Annotated in this window: 19 protein-coding genes; 11 read left to right on the top strand and 8 right to left on the bottom strand. The window is 40.4% G+C overall.

Annotation, left to right across the window (positions count from 1 at the left end):
- Nucleotides 1-101 precede the first annotated feature (101 nt).
- Together IPM34_00990 and IPM34_00985 are read left to right on the top strand one after the other, a co-directional pair.
- Nucleotides 102-656 carry a hypothetical protein gene (locus IPM34_00990; GenBank protein MBK8954118.1) on the top strand — a complete coding sequence of 185 codons (555 nt, stop codon included), beginning with the start codon at nt 102-104 and terminating at the stop codon, nt 654-656.
- Nucleotides 657-779: 123 nt separating this feature from the next.
- Nucleotides 780-1,271, top strand: a complete 492-nt coding sequence (locus IPM34_00985; GenBank protein ID MBK8954117.1) for a TFIIB-type zinc ribbon-containing protein — start codon at nt 780-782, stop codon at nt 1,269-1,271.
- Between the two features lie 48 nt (nt 1,272-1,319).
- Here the strand turns inward: IPM34_00985 and phbB are convergent, their stop codons facing one another.
- The gene (phbB, locus tag IPM34_00980; protein MBK8954116.1) at nt 1,320-2,063 is read right to left on the bottom strand and encodes an acetoacetyl-CoA reductase; all 744 of its coding nucleotides are present in this window, start codon (nt 2,061-2,063) and stop codon (nt 1,320-1,322) included.
- Nucleotides 2,064-2,360: 297 nt separating this feature from the next.
- On the opposite strand from phbB, the gene IPM34_00975 reads away from it, so the two are divergent.
- Both IPM34_00975 and IPM34_00970 read left to right on the top strand, forming a co-directional pair.
- Entirely contained in the window at nt 2,361-2,906 is a 546-nt protein-coding gene (locus IPM34_00975) for a hypothetical protein (GenBank protein ID MBK8954115.1), read from the top strand.
- Between the two features lie 179 nt (nt 2,907-3,085).
- Nucleotides 3,086-3,532, top strand: a complete 447-nt coding sequence (locus IPM34_00970) for a hypothetical protein (GenBank protein ID MBK8954114.1) — start codon at nt 3,086-3,088, stop codon at nt 3,530-3,532.
- Nucleotides 3,533-3,582: 50 nt separating this feature from the next.
- Here the strand turns inward: IPM34_00970 and IPM34_00965 are convergent, their stop codons facing one another.
- Complete coding sequence (locus IPM34_00965) at nt 3,583-4,749, bottom strand: T9SS type A sorting domain-containing protein (GenBank protein ID MBK8954113.1); 1,167 nt, start codon at nt 4,747-4,749, stop codon at nt 3,583-3,585.
- A 282-nt stretch (nt 4,750-5,031) separates the two neighbouring features.
- On the opposite strand from IPM34_00965, the gene IPM34_00960 reads away from it, so the two are divergent.
- On the top strand, nt 5,032-7,632 hold the full coding sequence (locus IPM34_00960) for a cation-translocating P-type ATPase (protein ID MBK8954112.1): 2,601 nt from the start codon (nt 5,032-5,034) through the stop codon (nt 7,630-7,632).
- 495 nt (nt 7,633-8,127) lie between these two features.
- Here the strand turns inward: IPM34_00960 and bshA are convergent, their stop codons facing one another.
- Nucleotides 8,128-9,246: an N-acetyl-alpha-D-glucosaminyl L-malate synthase BshA gene (gene bshA / locus IPM34_00955; GenBank protein ID MBK8954111.1), complete on the bottom strand. Its 1,119-nt coding sequence runs from the start codon at nt 9,244-9,246 to the stop codon at nt 8,128-8,130.
- Between the two features lie 77 nt (nt 9,247-9,323).
- Between bshA and IPM34_00950 the strand changes: the two genes are divergently transcribed.
- Both IPM34_00950 and IPM34_00945 read left to right on the top strand, forming a co-directional pair.
- Nucleotides 9,324-10,232: a MerR family transcriptional regulator gene (locus IPM34_00950; protein MBK8954110.1), complete on the top strand. Its 909-nt coding sequence runs from the start codon at nt 9,324-9,326 to the stop codon at nt 10,230-10,232.
- Nucleotide 10,233: 1 nt separating this feature from the next.
- Nucleotides 10,234-10,887 (top strand): YceI family protein, encoded by a 654-nt coding sequence (locus IPM34_00945; GenBank protein ID MBK8954109.1) that lies wholly within the window; start codon nt 10,234-10,236, stop codon nt 10,885-10,887.
- A 176-nt stretch (nt 10,888-11,063) separates the two neighbouring features.
- On the opposite strand, the gene rfaD is transcribed toward IPM34_00945, so the two are convergent.
- Both rfaD and gcvP read right to left on the bottom strand, forming a co-directional pair.
- On the bottom strand, nt 11,064-12,026 hold the full coding sequence (gene rfaD / locus IPM34_00940; GenBank protein MBK8954108.1) for an ADP-glyceromanno-heptose 6-epimerase: 963 nt from the start codon (nt 12,024-12,026) through the stop codon (nt 11,064-11,066).
- A complete protein-coding gene (gcvP, locus tag IPM34_00935; GenBank protein MBK8954107.1) occupies nt 12,026-14,896 on the bottom strand; it encodes an aminomethyl-transferring glycine dehydrogenase in 2,871 nt (956 codons plus the stop codon). Before gcvP ends, rfaD begins: the two co-directional genes overlap by 1 nt.
- Before the next feature lie 412 nt (nt 14,897-15,308).
- Here gcvP and IPM34_00930 point away from each other — a divergent pair, with 412 nt between their 5' ends.
- A complete protein-coding gene (locus tag IPM34_00930) occupies nt 15,309-16,202 on the top strand; it encodes a hypothetical protein (protein ID MBK8954106.1) in 894 nt (297 codons plus the stop codon).
- Between the two features lie 342 nt (nt 16,203-16,544).
- Nucleotides 16,545-17,393, top strand: a complete 849-nt coding sequence (locus tag IPM34_00925; GenBank protein ID MBK8954105.1) for a hypothetical protein — start codon at nt 16,545-16,547, stop codon at nt 17,391-17,393.
- 1 nt (nt 17,394) lies between these two features.
- Here IPM34_00925 and IPM34_00920 read toward each other — a convergent pair whose 3' ends face one another.
- From IPM34_00920 to IPM34_00910, 3 genes are read right to left on the bottom strand one after another with little or no spacing between them, the layout of a single operon-like run.
- On the bottom strand, nt 17,395-17,985 hold the full coding sequence (locus IPM34_00920) for a DUF3828 domain-containing protein (GenBank protein ID MBK8954104.1): 591 nt from the start codon (nt 17,983-17,985) through the stop codon (nt 17,395-17,397).
- The gene (locus IPM34_00915; protein MBK8954103.1) at nt 17,982-19,061 is read right to left on the bottom strand and encodes a hypothetical protein; all 1,080 of its coding nucleotides are present in this window, start codon (nt 19,059-19,061) and stop codon (nt 17,982-17,984) included. The genes IPM34_00920 and IPM34_00915 overlap by 4 nt, the downstream gene beginning before the upstream one ends.
- A 33-nt stretch (nt 19,062-19,094) precedes the next feature.
- Nucleotides 19,095-19,406 carry a hypothetical protein gene (locus IPM34_00910; protein ID MBK8954102.1) on the bottom strand — a complete coding sequence of 104 codons (312 nt, stop codon included), beginning with the start codon at nt 19,404-19,406 and terminating at the stop codon, nt 19,095-19,097.
- Nucleotides 19,407-19,703: 297 nt separating this feature from the next.
- Here IPM34_00910 and IPM34_00905 point away from each other — a divergent pair, with 297 nt between their 5' ends.
- Nucleotides 19,704-20,081 carry a hypothetical protein gene (locus tag IPM34_00905; protein MBK8954101.1) on the top strand — a complete coding sequence of 126 codons (378 nt, stop codon included), beginning with the start codon at nt 19,704-19,706 and terminating at the stop codon, nt 20,079-20,081.
- A gap of 1 nt (nt 20,082) precedes the next feature.
- Nucleotides 20,083-20,703, top strand: a complete 621-nt coding sequence (locus tag IPM34_00900; protein ID MBK8954100.1) for a hypothetical protein — start codon at nt 20,083-20,085, stop codon at nt 20,701-20,703.
- Nucleotides 20,704-20,915 lie beyond the last annotated feature (212 nt).

The following is a 20,915-nucleotide window of genomic DNA, read 5'->3' as shown; positions in this document are numbered from 1 at the left end:
TCTGATGAACGCTCTCAATGGAGTTTTGGTCAAAACAGGATCCTTAAATTATTTTTACAATCAGAATAATAGACCTTATATTTTTGAAATAAAATCGAAGAATGGGTAAAGTTCACTTCACGCGACTTTTCTTAGTGATGATTTTGTGTGCTGTATACAATCGAAATACAGGAAGTACACAAATTTTTCAAGAATCAGATGGTGAGCAAATTTGCAAAAAGCAAACAGTTGAATTTTGCCTGAATCGCGAAAAAAGTACAGGAGAAATACCAGATTTGATGCCTTTGGATATTATCAATCGGGATTCAAAAAATGTATTTGAAAAATACGGAATAGAGTTTTCCGGATATTGTTACGCCTGCGATTTGGCAAAAATAAGAGTGGAGGATAAACAGATACAATTTATAAATGTATGTGATGCCGGGGATTTCTTCACCTTGGATAGAGTGGACCGGGTTGAGCACAGTATGGGGTTCAAAGTTATATCAAAGGACTATGAATTTACATTTACCAAAATTGACAAAACACCTGTTTACAAATTGGAAATTGCCGGTAAAGAATTTTCATTGGAGAACAAAAGAATTTTGAAATATTTTGCGGAAGTCGAAAGTCTGAAAAAATTTAAAGTACACGATTGTGGTGAATTTGGCGGTTAAAAAAAGTGCAAAGTGGAAGAAATCTTAAAAGGAGAATAGCATTTTGATACAAATTCATGGAGGTTTTGGACCGATATTTTTCGTAGATTCTATTTTAGCAATTTTATAGAAAAAAGAAGAAGGATGCCTCTCCGGTCAAAAGAAAGTTACCACATTGAGATTTATGAAATGGCTAGAGACATATGGGTCGAATGTCCGAATTGTGGAGGAAAAGCGATTGTCGATACAGATGGATTTCATGCCTTAGAAAAGTCAAGCTACACCATCAGGTTGACCTGCGGAAATTGTGGTTATAATAAATATTTAGATCAGGTTATAGCCCGTAAGGATCCTCGTCAGAAGAAAGGGAAGGTACTGGTTTTTGGAGCCCCTATAGATCCCTTTTTTCATTTGCCTTTGTGGCTTCAGGCGGAGTTTGAAGGGAACATATTTTGGGCTTATCAAATGGACCACCTCAAATTGCTGGAAACACACGTGGCGGCAAAACTGAGGGAGCGCAATCAGCAACTTTTCAATGTGAAAAGTATAGGCGCACGGTTACCCCGGTGGATGACCACTGCAAAAAACAGAGACGAAATTCTGAAACTCATAAGGAAATTAAAGACAAAAATATAAGCATACTCACGTTTGTAAGTATGTAATCAGGCAGAACAAGCCTGATTCTTAATAAACGTGCTGTCCACCGTTGATCTCGTAATTCGCTCCGGTAATGAAAGCGGCTTGTTTACTGGCTAAAAAACTTACGAGATGAGCAACTTCATAGGTACCGCCCATTCGACCCATCGGGATATTCGCAACAATTTTATCGCGATATTCCTGAGGTACAGCCATGACCATATCCGTACCGATGTATCCGGGACTGATGGTGTTTACAGTAATACCCAATTTGGCAACTTCAATGGCAACGGTTTTCGTCAAGCCATGCATACCGGCTTTTGCAGCAGAATAATTGGCTTGTCCGAATTGAGCCCGTTGTCCATTCACAGAAGAAATGTTTATGATCCGTCCGTATTTTTGCTCGATCATGGGATTGATCACACAGCGTGTACAGTTAAATGCTGAATATAAATTGCTTTTGATGACGATATCCCAATTTTCGAAGCTCATCTTGCGAAAGGAACCATCGCGCGTAATACCCGCATTGTTGACCAATACATCGATAACTCCATGATCTTTTTCGATCTGATGGATCATTGCCTCCACCTCGTTATACTCTGCAACATCTGCTTTGGCCATTCTAAAATCGTATCCTTCTGCGCTCATTTTTTTATGCCATTCTTCCGCTTTGATATCTGAGCGATAATTAGCGATTACAAAATAGCCATCTTCTGCAAGTGTCCGGCACATGTCAGTACCCAGTCCACCTGTTGCACCTGTAACCAAGGCAATGTATTTTCCATCTTTCATGATATGTGTATTTAGTCAGGGCAAGATAGGAAAGCATACTGGAAAATCATTAAGGAGGGCCTAAATTTTTATACAAGTCCATTTCTTTTTTATCGCGCTAGATCCCTAATGAATATGAAAGACGAAATAACTGAACCTTCCACTTCATTTCAATAGGAAGACTCTCTGCCGGCAAGGCAAGACAATGGGGCTGAGTTGACTCATTTTTTTACATAAACCATTTTTTAAAAACACCAATTTTTTTTATAATTTTATACTATAATTGCAACAAGCTTTTCATTCAATATCATCACGCCTATGGAAAAACTACTTCAATCATTCGAAAAAGCATTATCCATTTTTGTGAGACTGGATGCAGTGGTATTGTTTCTTTTCATTGCAATTCCGGGTTCCATAAATATTTATTTTTCTCAGCAGGATGAAAGTGTCAATTGGATCAGCCTGGTGAAAGCGCTTAGTGGATTTTGCTGGTTGGCATGGATCGTGTCCATAGGCTGTCATGCAAAGCAGAAACTATTCGCTCAGGGAATTGAATTGAGAGTGCTTCGCAACTACGTATTGCGGTTTTTCATTGTAGCAGTTATTTACTTATTGATAAAATGGGTAACGGAAGAAGTAAAAACATCGTATGGTTCTATTATTATTCGATACGATAGTCCGATCATACTCCCTCTGTTATTTGCAATCACCTTTATAATCACAACATTGATAGCTGCAAAAGCACTTGTATCTGCAGAACACAAAAAGGAGGCTGTTTTTAAAGATTATTTTTCGACAATGTTGTGGATGTTGGTTCCTTTTATAGGCGTTTGGTTTATACAGCCCAGGGTCCGGAAGCTGTAAAGTTTTTGATTTTAAGTTGAATTTAAGGAAGTTTTTAACAGGATATAGTTACTTCAGGACATGAATATTTAATGCCAATTACTCTGCCAAAATTTTGAGCAGAAGAAAATTTCATCTTTCAAAATAAAATGATCATTTTTTGAATTTTACAACCAAACAGTGTCCAGCACCTTTCACTTATGATGAATTTATTCAGCACATCCAATAAAACCATCCGTATTATTCTCCTGCTCAGCATCTCCTTGTTTCTCATTGCACTGACACAAAAGGGTTATTGTACGAGGAATAATTGCAGCGATTCTATTATTCTTTTTTTGCTGGGTTGGTTTGGAATGTTTATGGGTGGAGCGGGCATTACATGGATTGCAAATCCTCTCATCCTATGTTCCTGGTATTTTACGAAGAACGAATCCAAATATGCACTCTATACAAGTATGCTGGCCTGTGCAATATGTTTTTCATTTTTATTTTTTAGCACAGTCACGGATAATGAATCCGGCCAACAGAACCAGGTGATCAGCTATGAATTAGGTTATTGGTTATGGTGTTCAAGTACCGTGGTATTGGTCGTGGGAAATGTTGTCTTACAAAGAGTGCAAAATAGAAGACGAATTTCCAATTTATAAAATATCATTTTTATGGGCTATCCGGTTTGCAGACATCCCGGTATTCAGGCTCATTCAGTAAGTAAAAATTTATTCAGTACGATCCCATTCTCAAATTTTGATTTTAAGATATACAGACCTGATGGAAGGCCTTCCAAGGAAATGCTAAAATGCGATAAATCTCGATCAGCTTGATGATTTTGAGCTTTTAAAAGATGTCCCTGACTGTTTATAATCTCGAATTGAACAGGGCCCTTCCAGGGATTTTGAAATTCCACCATCACTAATTTCTTGGCAGGATTGGGATATATTTTTGGGCTTACTAACAAACGTTCGTTCGTTGACGTGGGCAGCCCGTTCCAGCCGGAGAGTCTGGCCATAAGTACCCAAAAGGCTTTGGCAACGCGGATGCCGCCTGCCGCGATACTGCCCAGATGGCCCCCTTCTGTTTCTGTGGTGTATTGTGGACATATGGCTGGAATATCGAGACCATCATCCGGGTTCATCTCGTCTAAATAATCCACTCCATCGCGGTTATCGTAACAAGGCTTGCCTGTTGGGTCGTGTGAAAGAATGTCGGCCACATCAAACAAGATAATCTGGTTGTCTTTTGCATATTCACGCATTTGATTATTGAACGCCTGTGATTCCGGAGAACCTATACCCCGGGCCAGAGAGGTCGTCCACCAAACAAGCTTTTTATCCGGATGCAAACTGGCAAAATTGTGATAGACAGAGGCATGATTTCTCCCTGGATTAGAGCCAAAAAATCCGCTAACAGGATCCGCAATTTTTGAACCCTGAATTACGGCCAAATAAGAAAACTGACATCCAACAATGTCGAAGGAATCCATACGGACTTGCATGAAATCGATAAAACATTGAACGTCTTCCGAACAATTGTTGGGCCAGAATTCGTAGCGCCAGTTGCTGCGGTCCCAAACTCCGTTCCAATAAACCTCCGAAGGATCAACAGCATAAGCAGAATCACGATGCTGATATCGCTTGCAATAATTTGGGGCACTTGCCCATTCTTTGGCCAGGCAGTCGAGATTGGCAGAAATATTGGCCCCGACCGACCGGTCCATAAATAGCATTCGCTGGTTTTGAGCCTGTAGTTTATAAACCTCCGGAATGAATTCAAAATCTTTTACTGAATGATGGTCTATGATCAGCGACTGGGAAGACCCAATCATGACATTTATGAATACTATGACAAATGGAAATAGAATGCGCATTTTATTTTTTTTTTGAAAGTATTGGAATCAATCCCGGGATTAAAATTAAGCAATTTTTAGGGGCTTCAATTGCATATTTCTGTTCTTCGAAGATGTTCTATATCTGGTCAATGTAGGATTCAACCCGGTCATGAATTCCCAGCGGAATTATCCCAATTAAACTTTCTGACATGTAAAGGATGCCGGTAGAATTCAAACTTGGCTTGTTGAATTCGTTTTAAAAATTTGATCCGGATGTAGTATCTTCGAGAAGTTCATTTGTGTTTCTAATATATTCCCGAAATGGTCCCATATTATCGATTGAATACGGAAGAATTGCTGGAAAATTTGCAATCTAACAAGCAGGGATTATCCAGTGATGAAATCCGCAAGAGGATATCCATATACGGACCCAATGAATTAAAGACCAAAGCCAAAACACCCGCCTGGATCATGTTCCTGAATCAGTTCAGGGATTTTATGATCTTGATCCTCGCCATGGCTTCTATACTTTCGGGCGTTTTGGGTGACTTGACCGATACTTTTATCATCCTGGGAATCATTTTGATCAACGCTTTTGTAGGCTTTTATCAGGAGTACCACGCCGAGAAAGCCCTGGAAGCTCTGAAACAACTGGCGATGAGTTATATTCAGGTAATCCGGAATGGACATTCGCAGATTGTAAATTCCACAGAACTGGTTCCTGGTGATTTGGTTTTGCTGGAATCGGGCAATGTGGTCCCTGCTGATATGCGGGTAATTCAAAATTTTTCGCTCCGCGTCGATGAATCTTCACTTACCGGAGAGTCCATGCCCATTGATAAAACGGATCATCAGATCACTGAGAATGATGTGATCCTTGCTGAACAGATGAACATGATCTTCAAAGGAACGCTGGTCACTCACGGCAGAGCACTGGCTGTGGTTTGTACTACAGGAATGCAAACTGAATTGGGTCGCATTGCGGGTTTACTTCAGGAAGAAAAATTAAAAACTCCGTTACAGGATCGAATGACCCGGTTTGGTAAAAGTTTGTCTTATTTGATTCTTTTCATTTGTTTCATCCTATTTGTAGCGGGCTGGCTGAGGGGTGAGGAGCCATTCGGATTGTTGTTGATATCGATCAGTCTTGCCGTTGCCGCAATTCCGGAAGCATTGCCGGTATTGATCATGATCGCATTGGCAAGTGGAGCATCGAGGCTAGCCAGGAAAAATGCACTCATTCGCAAATTGCCGGCCGTTGAAACACTAGGCTCAGTATCCATCATTTGCAGCGATAAAACGGGTACGCTGACTCAAAACAAAATGAAGGTGGAGTTTTTGCATGAATTTCCTTTATGTGAGAAAAAATCCGGCAGGTCTATGCTTGTTACGGCCATGGCATTGAATCACGATGTCACCCTTGACCCGTCAGACCAACTGATTGGAGAGCCTACAGAGAAAGCACTCCTGGTAAAAGTCATCGAAGATCTTGGCGTAGAACATTATAGAGATCTGGTGGCAGAATTCCCGCGGATTGCCGAATTGCCTTTTGATTCAGACCGTAAATGCATGACAACCGTTCACGACGATCATGGGCGTTTTCTTGTTATTACTAAAGGTGCTTTCGACTCAATTTCCGAAATATTGAGGCATAAAAGTGAACAAGAAGAGCTCATGGAGATTTCCGAGAAATGGGCTCAGCAGGGAATTCGGGTCATGGCTTATAGTTTTCGAACACTCGATAAGCTTCCGAGTCCATTTGAGTATAAGTTGATAGAGCACGAACAGTTGTTCGTTGGTTTGGTTGGACTGCTTGATCCTGCCCGTGATGAAGTTCCGGAGTCCATTGCAATTTGTAAGAAGGCGGGCATTATTCCGGTAATGATTACGGGAGATCATCCCGCTACAGCGATGTATATAGCCAGGAAAATAGGAATCCTCGATGGAAGTGATCGACTTATTTCAGGTTCAGATTTCAGAGCAATGGATAAAGAAGAAATCTTAGAGCAGGTTGATGAAATTAAAGTTTATGCCCGGGTAACTCCGGAACAAAAATTGCAAATTGTCAGAAACCTTCAATCAAAAGGGCATATCGTGGCGATGACTGGCGATGGGGTAAATGATGCAGCATCGTTAAAAGCATCCAATATCGGCGTAGCCATGGGCATCAATGGAACCGATGTGAGCAAGGAAGCTTCTGATATGATATTATTGGACGACAATTTTACGACTATTGTCAAGGCGGTTCAGGAAGGCAGGAGGGTGTATGATAATATAAGGAAGTTTATAAAATATATCATGACCTGCAACAGTGCAGAGATTTGGACAATATTGCTGGCACCGCTTATTGGACTTCCCATACCGCTATTACCGGTGCATTTGTTATGGATCAATCTCGTTACGGATGGATTTCCTGCGCTTGCATTGGCCAGGGAAAGAGGAGAAACGGATATTATGCACAGGCCCCCGCGCAAACCCAGTGAAAGTATTTTTGCCGAAGGGATGGCTTACCATATCATCTGGGTAGGACTTTTGATGGCAGGCATTACGCTGGCAACACAGGCATGGGCTTATAGTAAAGGTTTGGAAAGCTGGCAAACCATGGTTTTTTCAGTACTTGCATTTTCGCAACTGGGGCATGTGCTTGCTGTCAAAAGCGATAAAACTTTTTTATACGAGCAGGGTTTGTTTTCAAATATGAATATGGTCTGGGCAATAACTTCAACTTTTGTTTTACAAATGTTGATTATCTATACGCCCGCTATGAATGCCCTGTTTAAAACACAACCACTGAGTTTTAAGGAACTGGCAATTTGTTTATTATTATCTGTCGTTGTATTTCACGCAGTAGAATTCGAGAAATGGGTGAGGTACAAAAAGAAGATGAAAAGCGAAAAGCCAAAAGAGAATGGATTAAGATGATGGATAATCCCAATTCATGCAATGGAATCCAGTTTCTTAGCTTAAAGCAATAAGCAGTAAGCTTTGTTTAGGGTTTTTGTCCATCACCTTTCTATTGCAATATATTGGAAATTATATATTGATAATCAACAATATATGGTATATTTTCAATTCTAATGCAGAGATTGGAATCATGCATAATGATTAAGCCTTACGCCTTAAGCCTTAAGCCTTAAGCCTTAAGCCTTATGCCTTTATATTGATTGAGCAAAGAGAATAGCAAATGCAATTAAGAAATTTAATTTATACCAAATTCAGCCCCGTAGGGGTGAAATATTATAGGGTAAAGTGGAGCTAACATTATTGCGCGAGTAAAAAAAAATAAATAAAATGCAGAAAACTAAATATTACTAACAAACGTTAGTTTCCTACACGCCTACACGCCTACACGCCTACACGCCTACACGCCTACACGCCTACACGCCTACACGCCTACACGCCTACACGCCTACACGCCTAAATCAGACCCGCATACAAGTTCTCATATAAAGGAAGGACTTTTGTAATATCGAAATCATGTGCACGTGCGATGGAGTCTTTTCTGAATTGCTGATGTACCTGAGGATCAGAGAGTATTTCAAAAGCCTTGTTATACATATAATCAACATCTCCTACGGGACAGGTAAATCCGGTTTTTCCATCCACAACCACTTCATTCAGTCCGCCGGCATTGGATGCGATCACCGGAACTTCGCAAGCCATAGCTTCAAGAGCTGCCAGGCCAAAACTTTCGTGTTCAGACGGTAGAATAAATAGATCAGAAATCGACAACAACTCTTCGACCATATCCTGTTTTCCAAGAAATCTAACTTCATGACAAATGTTCCAGTCCCTGCACAGCGATTCCAATCTTGGTCTTTCCGGTCCATCACCTACCAAAAGAAATTTTGCTGGAATTTTTTCTAGAATTTTTCTGAAAACAGAAAGAGCGTCGTCAATTCTTTTTACTTTCCTGAAATTGGAAACGTGGATTAATATTTTTTCGTGATCATCTGCAAATTGCCGCCTCAGATTTTGATTTTCGGTTTTTCCAAATCTTTTAAAGTCGATGAAATTCGGAATCACATGAATGTCTTTATCCATTTTGAAAGAATCCAGGGTTTGTTGCCTCAAAGATTGTGAAACGGCCGTAACAGCATCTGACTGATTGATGCTAAATTCGACTACCGGAAAATAAGACCGATCTGCGCCGATCAAAGTAATATCTGTACCGTGCAGGGTAGTTACAAAAGGCAATTTTTTTCCTTTGGTTTTGAGGATTTCACGAGCCAGAAAGCCGATGGTGGCATGTGGCAGGGCATAGTGAACGTGGAGGATATCCAGATTTTCGAATAATGCCACATCTACGATTTTACTTGCCAGTGCTGTATCCATGGGTTTGAACTCAAACAAAGGATATTCCATTGGAGCAACCTCGTGATAATAGATATCGGCAAGGTAAGGACTGAGCCGGGCCGGACGTCGATAATTGATAAAATGTACCTTGTGACCTTGTTCAGCCAGGGCCATTCCCAGCTCAGTGGCCACAACCCCACTACCGCCATAGGTAGGATAACAAACTATCCCAATATTCATCAGTTTTCTCATACATTTGAGTAAACAATCAGGCATTCTGAATGTTACAATGACCTGCACAGAAAAACCATATATTTTTGGCAATCTATTCGATAGCGGATCTCGAAATGCTCACCGGCATTAAAGCCCACACCATACGGATTTGGGAAAAACGCTATGCAGTCATTACTCCTAAAAGAACGCAGACCAATATCCGGTTTTACAACGATGACGACTTGCGCAAATTGGCAAACATCGCCCTGCTCAATCAACAGGGGTATAAAATTTCCCAGTTATCTGAAATGCCCGTTCAGGAGATTGAATCGATAGTTGCTAATTTTAACGATGTAGAAGTGTTTAACAGGGAAGCGCTGGATGCTTTGACGCTTTCCATATTGCAGCTGAACGAAAAAAATTTTACACATTTGGTCAATACCAACATCAACCAATTGGGATTCGACCATACATTCAACCACATCCTCATGCCACTTCTCGACAAACTCAACGATATGTGGCTGAGCGGAAGTATCAAAAAAGTTCACGAGGAATTCGTCGGGCGCATCATTAAAAAGAAAATCATTCAGGAACTCTGTAAATACGAAACTCAGGAAGTGCATGGAGATGCAAGTTTCATTTTATTTCAGCCACACGAAGAAAAGCAGGAACTCAATCAACTTTTTGTAGAACTTTTTATCCGCAAGCACCAAATCAAAGTAATAGACCTGGGTTCTGAGCTCATGGTTAATGACCTCATGGATGCCATTCAAATCATCAGGCCAAAATTTTTATTCAGCATTATCCATGAAGAATCGTCTGTAGGTTTTATTGATGATCTAGTGAAAGCTTTGAATGAAATGAATGATCCCCCCATACTTCTGATCACTGGTTATTGGTCTGACCATTTCAAAGAACAAACCCGTTTTATTAAAATCACTAAAGGTTTTGATGAGCTTGAACAGTTTATTGGCACCGTAAAAGAATTCAATACTACAGTTAAACGCGTTTGAAATGAAAATTCAATTTTATCTTTTACTGGGCTTTATCATTCTCTACAGCTGTAAGCAGGCTCCTAAAGATAAGCTTCAGACCAGCGGATCTGCAATGAATGCAGCAGTTTCAGACAGTTTTGCGATAGATCCCGAACAGTCGTTAGTTTATTGGTCGGGTTCTTCCCCATCGGGACCGCACAACGGATTTGTTAAGCTGGCGGGGGGAGAATTGTTTTTTAACGGCGACATGCTTGTAAGTGGGGAGCTGCGTGTGGATATGAGGAGCATCCAAAATCTCGACATCCAGGAAGAAGTAGACCGCAAAGATCTGGAAGACCATTTGAAAGATGCCGATTTCTTCAATGTGGATACATTTCCTGTTGCTGTTTTCCGAATCCTATCTGCTCAGGTGACAAACGATACGCTGAACAATCTGATCGTAAAGGGCACTTTGGTGATCAAAGGAGTATCGCAGGAATTGGAAGTAACCGGAAGTATTCAAAAAACTGAACAAAGGGTTTTTGTGAGTATACCGGAGTTTAATATCGACCGGACCCAGTATAATATAATGTACCAATCCAAAAAAATTCTGCCTTCGATCAAAGATGGATTTATCAATGATGAAATCAGCTTGAGTATTAAACTCAGTGGAATCCGGAATTCAGTAAATTGACGGGGAATTTATAAGAGGCACAAAGCGAAAAGCACAAAGCGAAAAGCACAAAGCGAAAAGCACAAAGCGAAAAGCACAAAGCAAAAAGCTCAAAGCGAAAAGCTCAAAGCAAAAAGCTCAAAGCGAAAAGCTCAAAGCGAAAAGCTCAAAGCGAAAAGCCCCAGTTGGCAATAAAATCAATAATAGCGTTGATTCTTCAAAAAATATTTTACATAAGCGTGTACAGAATCCCGGAAAGGACTCATAGGCCTGTTGTATCCGCTTTGATACAATTTTTGCATATCGGCACAAGTATAATTCTGATAGGTCTTCATCAGATCTGAGGGCATGTCGATGTATTCGATTTGTTCCGGAATTTCAAGAGATTCAAAAGTGAAATGGACCAGATCTTTAAACGTATGGGCCTCACCACTTCCCATATTATAAATTCCATTGGGCCTTGAAGAAATGTAAAAATCATAAAGTACTTCCAACACATCGATCACGTAAATGAAATCGCGTTTTTGTTCGCCATCTTTTATTGAAGGATCATTTGAACGGAACAATTTCATCTTGCCACTTAGGAGGATTTGATTACAGGCATGAAAAATGACTGAAGCCATGCGGCCTTTGTGATATTCATTGGGACCAAACACATTAAAAAACTTAAATCCTGCCCAACGTGAAGGATGGGCATCCTGTGTAAGTACCCATTGGTCCATATATTGTTTCGACCAACCATATGGATTTAAGGGTTGCAAAAGAGAAATTTTACTGTGGTCATCGCTGTACCCAAACTCTCCACTGCCGTACGTTGCAGCACTCGATGCGTAAACCAGAGGAATATCGTAATCGGTGCATATTTTCCAGATTCTCTTAGAGTAATTGACGTTGAGTTCTTCAAAAATTTGTTCGTCAAATTCTGTGGTGTCTGTTCGTGCGCCTATGTGAAATACAAATTCAATTTGAGATGCGTTTGATTCCAACCAGTTTAGAAAAATACGCCGGTCAAAATATGCACTGAATTTTTTCCCATATAAATTGGGCGTTTCTTTTTTAGATAGGGCATCTGCAAGAATAAGGTTATCATGTCCTCTGTGGTTCAGATACGACACCAGGCAGGAACCAATAAAACCAGCCGCTCCCGTGACAACAATCATCAGGAGTTCATATAAGATTCCATCGGTGGACAAGTACAAATCAGGTTTCTGTCTCCATGGGCGTTATTTACCCGGCTTACACTGGGCCAGAATTTATTTTGTAGTTTCAAATAAGCCAATGGATAAGCGGCTTTTTCGCGGGAATAAGGCAGATCGTAATGATCCGAGGTGATGATCGCTGCGGTATGTGGAGCATTACACAAGACGTTATTGTCTTTTGGATATTCGCCTCTTTCAACTTCCATAATTTCGTTGAAAATGTTCAACAGCGCATCGCAAAAGCGATCGAGTTCTTCCAGGTTTTCAGATTCTGTGGGTTCAATCATGATTGTTCCTGCTACCGGAAAAGATAAGGTAGGCGCATGAAATCCATAATCCATGAGGCGTTTGGCAACATCTTCGGCGCTCACGCCCGCATCCTTAAAAGGACGAAGGTCGAGAATCAGTTCGTGAGCCACACGGCCCATTTCTCCGGTGTAGAGGACTTTATAATGTTTACTCAATCGTGCAGCTATGTAATTTGCATTCAGGATGGCATGTTCCGTCGATTTTTTCAATCCATCCGGACCTAACAAGCGTATGTATGCATACGAAATCAAGAGGATGCTGGCGCTGCCATAAGTTGAAGCAGAGACAGCGGGAACAGATTCAGAACCCGGGTTTTTGTATTGGTAAGGATGGGTGGGGAGAAACGGCTTCAGCCGATCGTTTACACAAATGGGGCCCATACCCGGACCTCCTCCACCGTGAGGGATCGCAAAAGTTTTATGGAGATTCAGGTGACAGACATCCGCACCAATAGCTGCAGGGCTGGTCAGTCCGACTTGCGCGTTCATATTTGCTCCATCCATATAAACCATCCCTCCGTTGTCGTGGATGATCTGACAAATCTCGCGTATAGAAGTTTCAAATACACCATGCGTGGATGGATAGGTGACCATCAGGCAAGCCAGCCGATCCTTGTATTGTTCGGCTTTTGACTTCAGTTCGGAAACGATGATATTTCCCTGGTCATCACATGGCGTGACCACGACTTCATATCCGGCCACGACTGCACTGGCAGGATTGGTTCCGTGAGCGGAGGCAGGGATTAACGCGATGTTTCGGTGATGGTCATTCCGGGATTCATGGTATGCGCGGATGGCCAGCAATCCGGCAAATTCTCCCTGTGCACCCGAATTAGGTTGCAATGAACATGCTGTGAAGCCGGTCACAGCGCATAAGTAATTTTCGAGTTCGTCAATCATTTGAAGATAGCCTTCAACCTGGTTGCCCGGGACAAAAGGATGGATGTTTGAAAATTCGGGCCAGCTGACCGGAATGAGTTCGGTTGCCGCATTGAGTTTCATGGTACAGGAACCCAGAGAGATCATCGAATGAACCAGAGAAAGATCTTTGTTTTCAAGACTCTTGATGTAACGCATCATCGCACTTTCCGTGTGGTAGCGGTTAAAAACCGGATGCGTCATATAGTCGGAACTCCTCAACAAATCAGAAGGTAAACAGGGGATTGGAGATCCTGAAATCTCTACGGAAGCATTTGAAGAAAATACAGAAACTAACGATTGTAAGTCTGCCTCCCCATGGCTTTCATCAAAGCTGATCAAAATATGCGAATCGGTGTACCACAAATTGATCTCTGTATGTAAGGCTTTTTGGCGGATCGATTCCATCTGAGCCTGATCAGCGCGTACCGCTATGGTATCAAAAAATGTTTCGGATTCCAGTTCATAACCCAGGGTTTTCAAAGCTTGTGCAACGGCGCTGGTCATGTCGTGTATCCTTCTGGCAATTGCTTTCAATCCTATGGGGCCATGGTATACGCCATACATCGAAGCCATAATCGCCAACAATGCCTGGGCGGTACATATGTTTGAAGTCGCTTTTTCACGGCGGATATGTTGCTCCCGGGTTTGCAATGCCATGCGAAGTGCTTTATTTCCTTTTTCATCGATGGAAACACCAATAATTCTTCCCGGAATATTCCGTTTAAAATCCTCCTTGGTTGCAAAAAATGCTGCATGGGGTCCTCCAAAACCCATGGGAACACCAAAGCGCTGACTGTTTCCAAATGCCACATCGGCGTCCAATTCTCCCGGGCTCTTTAAAAGGCAGAGAGCCATCAGATCGGTTGCCATAGCAACGAGGCAATCTTTTTCGTGTGCCTTTTTAATAAGGGACTCCGGATTGACGATCTTTCCGGAGCAGTCCGGGTATTGGATCAAAATACCGAAACACCGGTCTGGAATGGGGTCTGTTTGGGTGTCGCCTATTACGATCCTGATTCCTGCAGGCCAGGCTCTTGAATTCAATACGGCAAGCGTTTGTGCAAAAACATGGCGATCTACAAAAAATACATCTGGAGATTCTTCTTTGGTTTTCCTGGCTTTCTGGTGGTAAAACATCAACATAGCCTCTGCAGCAGCAGTGCCTTCGTCCAATAACGATGCATTAGCAATAGGCAGTCCGGTAAGATCAGCTACCATGGTTTGAAAATTCAATAAAGCCTCCAATCGTCCCTGTGCGATCTCAGCCTGGTAGGGAGTATATTGCGTATACCAACCTGGATTTTGAAATACGTTGCGAAGGATCACATTTGGAGTAACCGTTCCACTGTAACCCTGACCCAGATAATTCTTAAACAACTTGTTTTTTGCAGCAATTTCAGCCAACATCGACAGGTAATCGTATTCTGAAAGCGCTTCGGGCACCCGGAGCCCGTCTCTTAATCGTATGCTGTCTGGAACGGTTTGCTGGATGAGTTCGTCGAGACTTTGTACACCTAATGTTTTCAACATGGTTGCCACATCGGGACCTATAGTTCCAATATGCCGGGCTTGAAATTGATCGTAACGAGGAAAAAGCTGCATTTTTTTTAAATTAGGCTGCAAAAATAGGACATGAAATCATTCATTGCCAAATAATGCGGATTGTATTTATTGTAAAGACTAAACCTACTTAAATCCGAAGCATTAACAGGCTTTTCAGTTTTGAAATAATTACCCATGGGCCGGGTAATTAAAAAATTAAATGTCGAGATTTTTCTTAAAATGGATTAAAAAATTTCATGGGCCCTTCTTCTTAATTACTAAAATGAACATATACCAGAATTGACTCCCGGAAAAACTCTTCAGACATATAGAATATTTTCGAAATGTGAACAATTCCTCCTGTTGTTAATAAAATGAAGAGATTTTATTAAAAAGCCGTTTAAAATAAAATTCAAAGCGTTGTAATTAAACTTTATCGTATTTTTGGAATCTACAGATTAAAATCAGAAAGATGAAAAACATATATGGATTAAAATCATGCTGGATGATCGTTTTATTATCCTGCTCATTCTTTGCATTTTCCCAAACAGCCGCAACAGATTCGACCGGACTTCCCGGGGATCACTTCAGTTTACAGGCTGCATTGGAAATGTTCAAGCAATCGAGTTCTCCTGAGGATTTCGAAAAACGCATCAATTCCGAAGACAACAAAGTCAATAATCTCGACCTGAATTCGGATGGTGAAATTGATTATGTAAAGGTCGTCAGTAAAGTTGAAAATGATGTTCACATTTTCATATTACAGGTGCCGGTTTCAGAAAATGAGAATCAGGATATTGCTGTCATAGAACTTGAAAAAAATGGTGCTGAGTCTGCAGTTCTGCAGATTGTAGGAGATGAAGATATCTACGGTGAACAAATCATACTGGAACCACAGGATGAAGTTGCTTCTCCCGAAAAAGAAGGTGGGGAGGAGATGAAAGGCGGTGGACCAAATCCGTTTTACGATATGGATGATAATATGGCGATTGTCATAAATGTTTGGCCCTGGCCTTGTGTGAGGTTTGTGTATGCGCCGGGCTATAGACCCTGGGTTTCGCCCTGGAGGTGGAGACATTATCCTGGCTGGTGGAGACCCTGGAGACCCTTTAGCTGGCATGTATGGCATCCATTCCATCACCGCTATCACAGGCATTATCCGGTAGTACACACACACCGCGTAGTTCATGCTCACAGGGTATACACTCCATTCCGCAGTTCTTCAGTTACCGTTAGGACCAGGCATTCCGCAAACGTCGGCAAATACCGGGTCACCCGGACCAAAACCACAAAAGCCGTTACGGGGCCGAGAGGCAACACCAAAGTTAAAACTACAAAAACAACCACCCGGGTCAAGAAAAGATAATAAATTAAATGTGCCATTTCTCCGGCATTAAAAGGCTGAAGTAGATATCTAACAATCGTTAGTAAATCAACTTCAGCTTTTTTATTTCTGAAATGGGGATTGGACAATTGAAAAGATAGGTTTATTTAATAAATTGCTATTTTTGACAAATCCCTAAGATGTTTGTAATGAAGTGTCTGCGGCTACCTTTTAGAAGTATTAGAGAAATTAGAATTCCAATTCAGAATCTCCATTTGCTTTTACCCTCCCGATATAAATTTTAAAACTTATTTTTGAACTGCAGGATAAAAGAAATTTTATTGGAACTTTATTTTTGGTCCAATAAATTCATAAGATTCAATAATGGCAGACATACACGAAGGAATCATTACATTCAGTGCAATAAGGAATGAAGGAAATGGCGCTCCTCTTCAGAACTTTATCTCTGTAAAATTTGTAAGATATCCGGGATCCCAACAATTAGTCATTTGGTTGCCTGAACCAGGTTATACAGGGTATTCCGATTTTGTTCTCTTGTTTCAAGACAAGATTGTCAATCAGGGTAAAGTTGAAAATATTTTAAATGGCAATGTTCAGACCCTGTGGGATACCATAGGTTGGCAACCTGGAAATTATACCCTGGAATTCCATCACCATGAAGGTTGGTTTCACCAATTAATTTTTACAAAATTGGAACATTCCGATGAAACTAAAAATTTTACTCCATATGATTCAGGAATCATTAATGAATTAAATATAAAAGAGTATTTAATTCGCGAACAACAAAACGCCCAAAGAAAAAACAGCGCTGAACATTTTGACAGGAGTTCCATTTCGGTTTCAAATGATTTATCACCGGAAGAAGCGGAAATACGCAATCAGGCAAATTTCAGTATTTTGGAAAATTTCAGGCAAGCTTTATTTGGAAAACCTGATTTACCAAAGCTAGAATATAATGAACAAGGAAGAAGCGGAACGATTATTTATTTAGATGACGGTATTCGTCTCCCTTTTTATTATGAGATGGGCGGATCATCGGTTCATTTAATTATTGATATTCCGCCAACTGCTAAATGGGAGAGTTTGACAAAAATTCCTATTCGGAAAAGAAGAGAAATCCTTTTGTTCATTGCATCTACTATGCGGAAAGAGAAAGCTCCATCGTGGCGATTCGAAATTAATGATGATTCAATTATGTTTTACGATTCCTGAATCAGAATCCCATATCGCATTCAATAAAATCCAACTTCCAGATTCCAACTTCACGGACAAGTTTAAATTTGCGCTCTAGCTCAAGTCCAAAAGATTTTCCAACCATACGGACCTGTGCAGAATCGGAGTCCAAAACATCCAGTACAATTGGGGAGTTGGTCCAAAAATCCATGTCCCATTCCTGAGCACAAAAGAAATGATCTCCATCCATACAGGATGGGACTTCACCTACAATTTCGTCTTGCCATAATTTTTCACATTCCAAATAGAAAGCTTCTTCTCTTGCAATGAATGAGTTGCTTAAATGTCCACTTGAATTCAATTTGTCCAAATAAATTTTCAGAAGTTCTCTCTTCAATTTATAACGATCGCCTGAATCATCAACAAAATTAAAATCCTGGATGGTGTCTGAAATGATACCGTGATACCATTTGTAAAACTGATGGATGGTATTTGACATTTCTAAGCTATCCCTGCTCCTGGTCACGTCCGTTTGCGTAACAGGTTTACCATGTTTACAAGAGAAGGAAGTAGAAATCAAAATAAGGTAAAGCGAATATTGAATTACAAAAGGAACATGAATTGTTTTCATTTTGGCTTGTGTTTTTTTAACCACTGTTCTATGGATATCAATGCATTAAACCGAATCTTTTTAGCTTCATCAGGTGTATTGAGCACGATTGCATTCTTCAGTTTCAAAACATTTTCAGCGAAATAAGATTGTTCTGTTTTATAGTGAAACTCCAACGCATCAAGCATGTGCGGTATATGATAATGGTCGAGTATCCAATCCTGGTAATTATTTGTTTCTTTTAAAAACTCTCCGACATCAACGGATAAGAAAACGATACTTTGACGAATATGATCTTTAAAGATTTCCGGGTGATTTAAATCATTTCCGCTCAAATAATAATAACTTTCAGGATAATTATTACGGTCTTTCAGGACGTCGAGAATTTGCTCTTCCCATTGGGGTCTTTCTTTAATTTTATTCAAGGCGGCCTCCCTGATATCCCGGGGTCTTCCGGGAAAAGAATAACTTAGAAGACCGTATATATTTTCACCGGGATCAAATTTTGCAATTTTTTCTAGATTCTGTAGGTGAAATTTGTCAATGACTTCTTTTTCATTTTTAGCTTTTGTTTGAGACAGACTAATCTTCTCGGCAAGCCAACCGTACAGCGTAAGTCCGGAATACAAACCCGAAAATAGGATCCCGAGCAGAAGTGGATATTTTACATAAGTTAAGGCCATGGCCTGAACTCCTCCATCGCGAATGAGAAAATAAAAGGGAAGCATGACACCCAAGGGGATCCAAATATAAAAATGTCCTAAGGAGAGAAATCTGAGCAAATAAGGAAAAGTGCTGTCGCTATGCCACTCAGTTTTAAACACGGAGCTAAAGAACACGGCAATGATGTAACAAAGGCAAAATAGCGGAATAAAAAACTTTCCAAAATTGATATTTTCGCGAAACCAGATAAAACAATCTTTTCTCGCCATTAAAAAAAATAACAATGCCGTACACAATGTAAAAATTAAAGCCAGGAAAATCATGACCCAGGCTTGTCCCACTGCACGATCTCCTGCCATGGGTTTGAATTGTAGAGTATTCCATATTTGTAAAACGGTTATGATCAGGCACAGTAAGTAAACAAAAAATATCATAGGTTTTTATTAAAGAATAGTTGGAAAAAGTATTCAATGGGTTGACTTGCCAAAAAGATTAAAAACCAGAGCCAAAAAGGCAGTGATCAAAAGTCCGATGACAAAAGGGGTAGCCGGAATCCAAAGTAAAATATTGGCAAGCATCAATTTATCCTTGCTTTTCAGAAATAAAGCAAGCAAAATAAGGATGGAGATAGCCAGCGGAATTAGCCAGACAAAAATTTTTCCCATCTGAGAATATCCATCCATGCTGTCTTTACTGAAATACATTCCGGAAACAGAAAGCATGATCAACAGGATATCAGCAAGTATACCTATTTTGAAAAACATTTCCTGATTTATCACAAAGAAAGAATTGAAATAATAAATAAATTTACTGCAATATATTGAAGTTTACGGAATTGACTAAATTGCAGATGAAATTGATGATTTTGAATTATGGGGACTTATAAAAAACCTCTCAGACGAGGCGTGTGAATTTTTTAAACTCAGAGTTTACTGCATATCCCGCAAGGCGGGAGAGGCGTTTAGAAAATTTTTACAACGAAGTAGCAGGGATTTTTAGAAGTGCCCTTATTTAGAAAAGGAAATAGGATCATGGCTCTATGGTCAATGTTATAATTTCAAGTTAAAGAAATCTGTATGAATAGAATGGCACAATGGCTGGTTGGTCCGGAATTGTATTGGTTGCTGATGTATTTATTGGTAGTTGTTTTAATACAGGCAAGTCATTCGCCGGTGAAATATATGGATGCATTTTGGATAAAGATCAGCGTATTTGTACCCCTGATCATTCTTCCATTGAGTTTTGGATTGTATTATCTTGAATTTGTTCCGAAGCGCTTCCTCCTGATCCGACTGATTATAGCCGGAGTTCTTGGCTGCCATTTTGTAATTGAAAAGGGATTAAATGCTTATACCGAGCAGGGTCCGGGGGTCGGATCTTCTTATATGGTAGGGATTATACTTTTGCTGATCGTTCTCTTTGTTTTAACGGTCATTGCCTTGTTTAAATATTAAGATGCCATTGATTTATCTCAGGCACGCCATCGTCAAACATTACGCTGGGAGTGTGTTTGAATTACAAGAAGGATTTCAAAATGAAGAAGCACACCCCATATTGACTGAGAAAATGACAGCCCGGAGGTATTACAATTTACCGGATGATGGAAAAGGAAGCGCTATGAAGTTGTATCTGTCTGATACAGTACCTTGTCCGGAAGATTTTTTTGTGCAGTGCGATCTCCGAAGCGGACCCTGCCGGGTCACTTCCCTAAGTATTCAAAACAAGGGCAGCAATGGTCCGGAAGCGCAGAATTTTTTTCCTCCTGATTTTATTAAGCTTTCAGAATTTGCAGGCACCGAAAAACAAATCATTCGCATTAAATCTGCACCCGTTGCAAAATCTTTAAGGAATTTTAAACTATTCGACAGGAAGACTGGCAGGCTATTAGAGGATGGGTATCTTGAATCAGAACCCGTACAATTTAATTTAAGCCCATACCTTCCTGGCTTTTATAAGCTCACAGCTTTTTCAGCAGATAACTCCGTTTGTACGATTACGGTAATCAAGTGTTATCCCCTGGTCGTTCAGGAAGATCTCATAACTCACCAAATATCTGCACTGAAAACAGTATGGTGAGAAAGTCAATAGCTAAAGATATAATGGGAAGTTTAAAAGAAAAGCAATCTATTCAGGTAATTTAAATATAACTAACGTGTGTTAGATCGGCTTGTAAGTTATATTTTCATTGGCACAAGTCTGGAGACTTTCGCCAGCATAGGAAGTTCAAAAGAAAAGCAGCTTATTAGGCTAATTTAAATATAAATAACGTATGTTAGTTCAGCGGGTAA

The organism is Saprospiraceae bacterium, from assembly GCA_016716185.1.
Lineage (GTDB): Bacteria > Bacteroidota > Bacteroidia > Chitinophagales > Saprospiraceae > Vicinibacter.
Note: the sequence above shows the minus strand (reverse complement) of the source record. Positions and strands in the feature narration are given on the sequence as shown.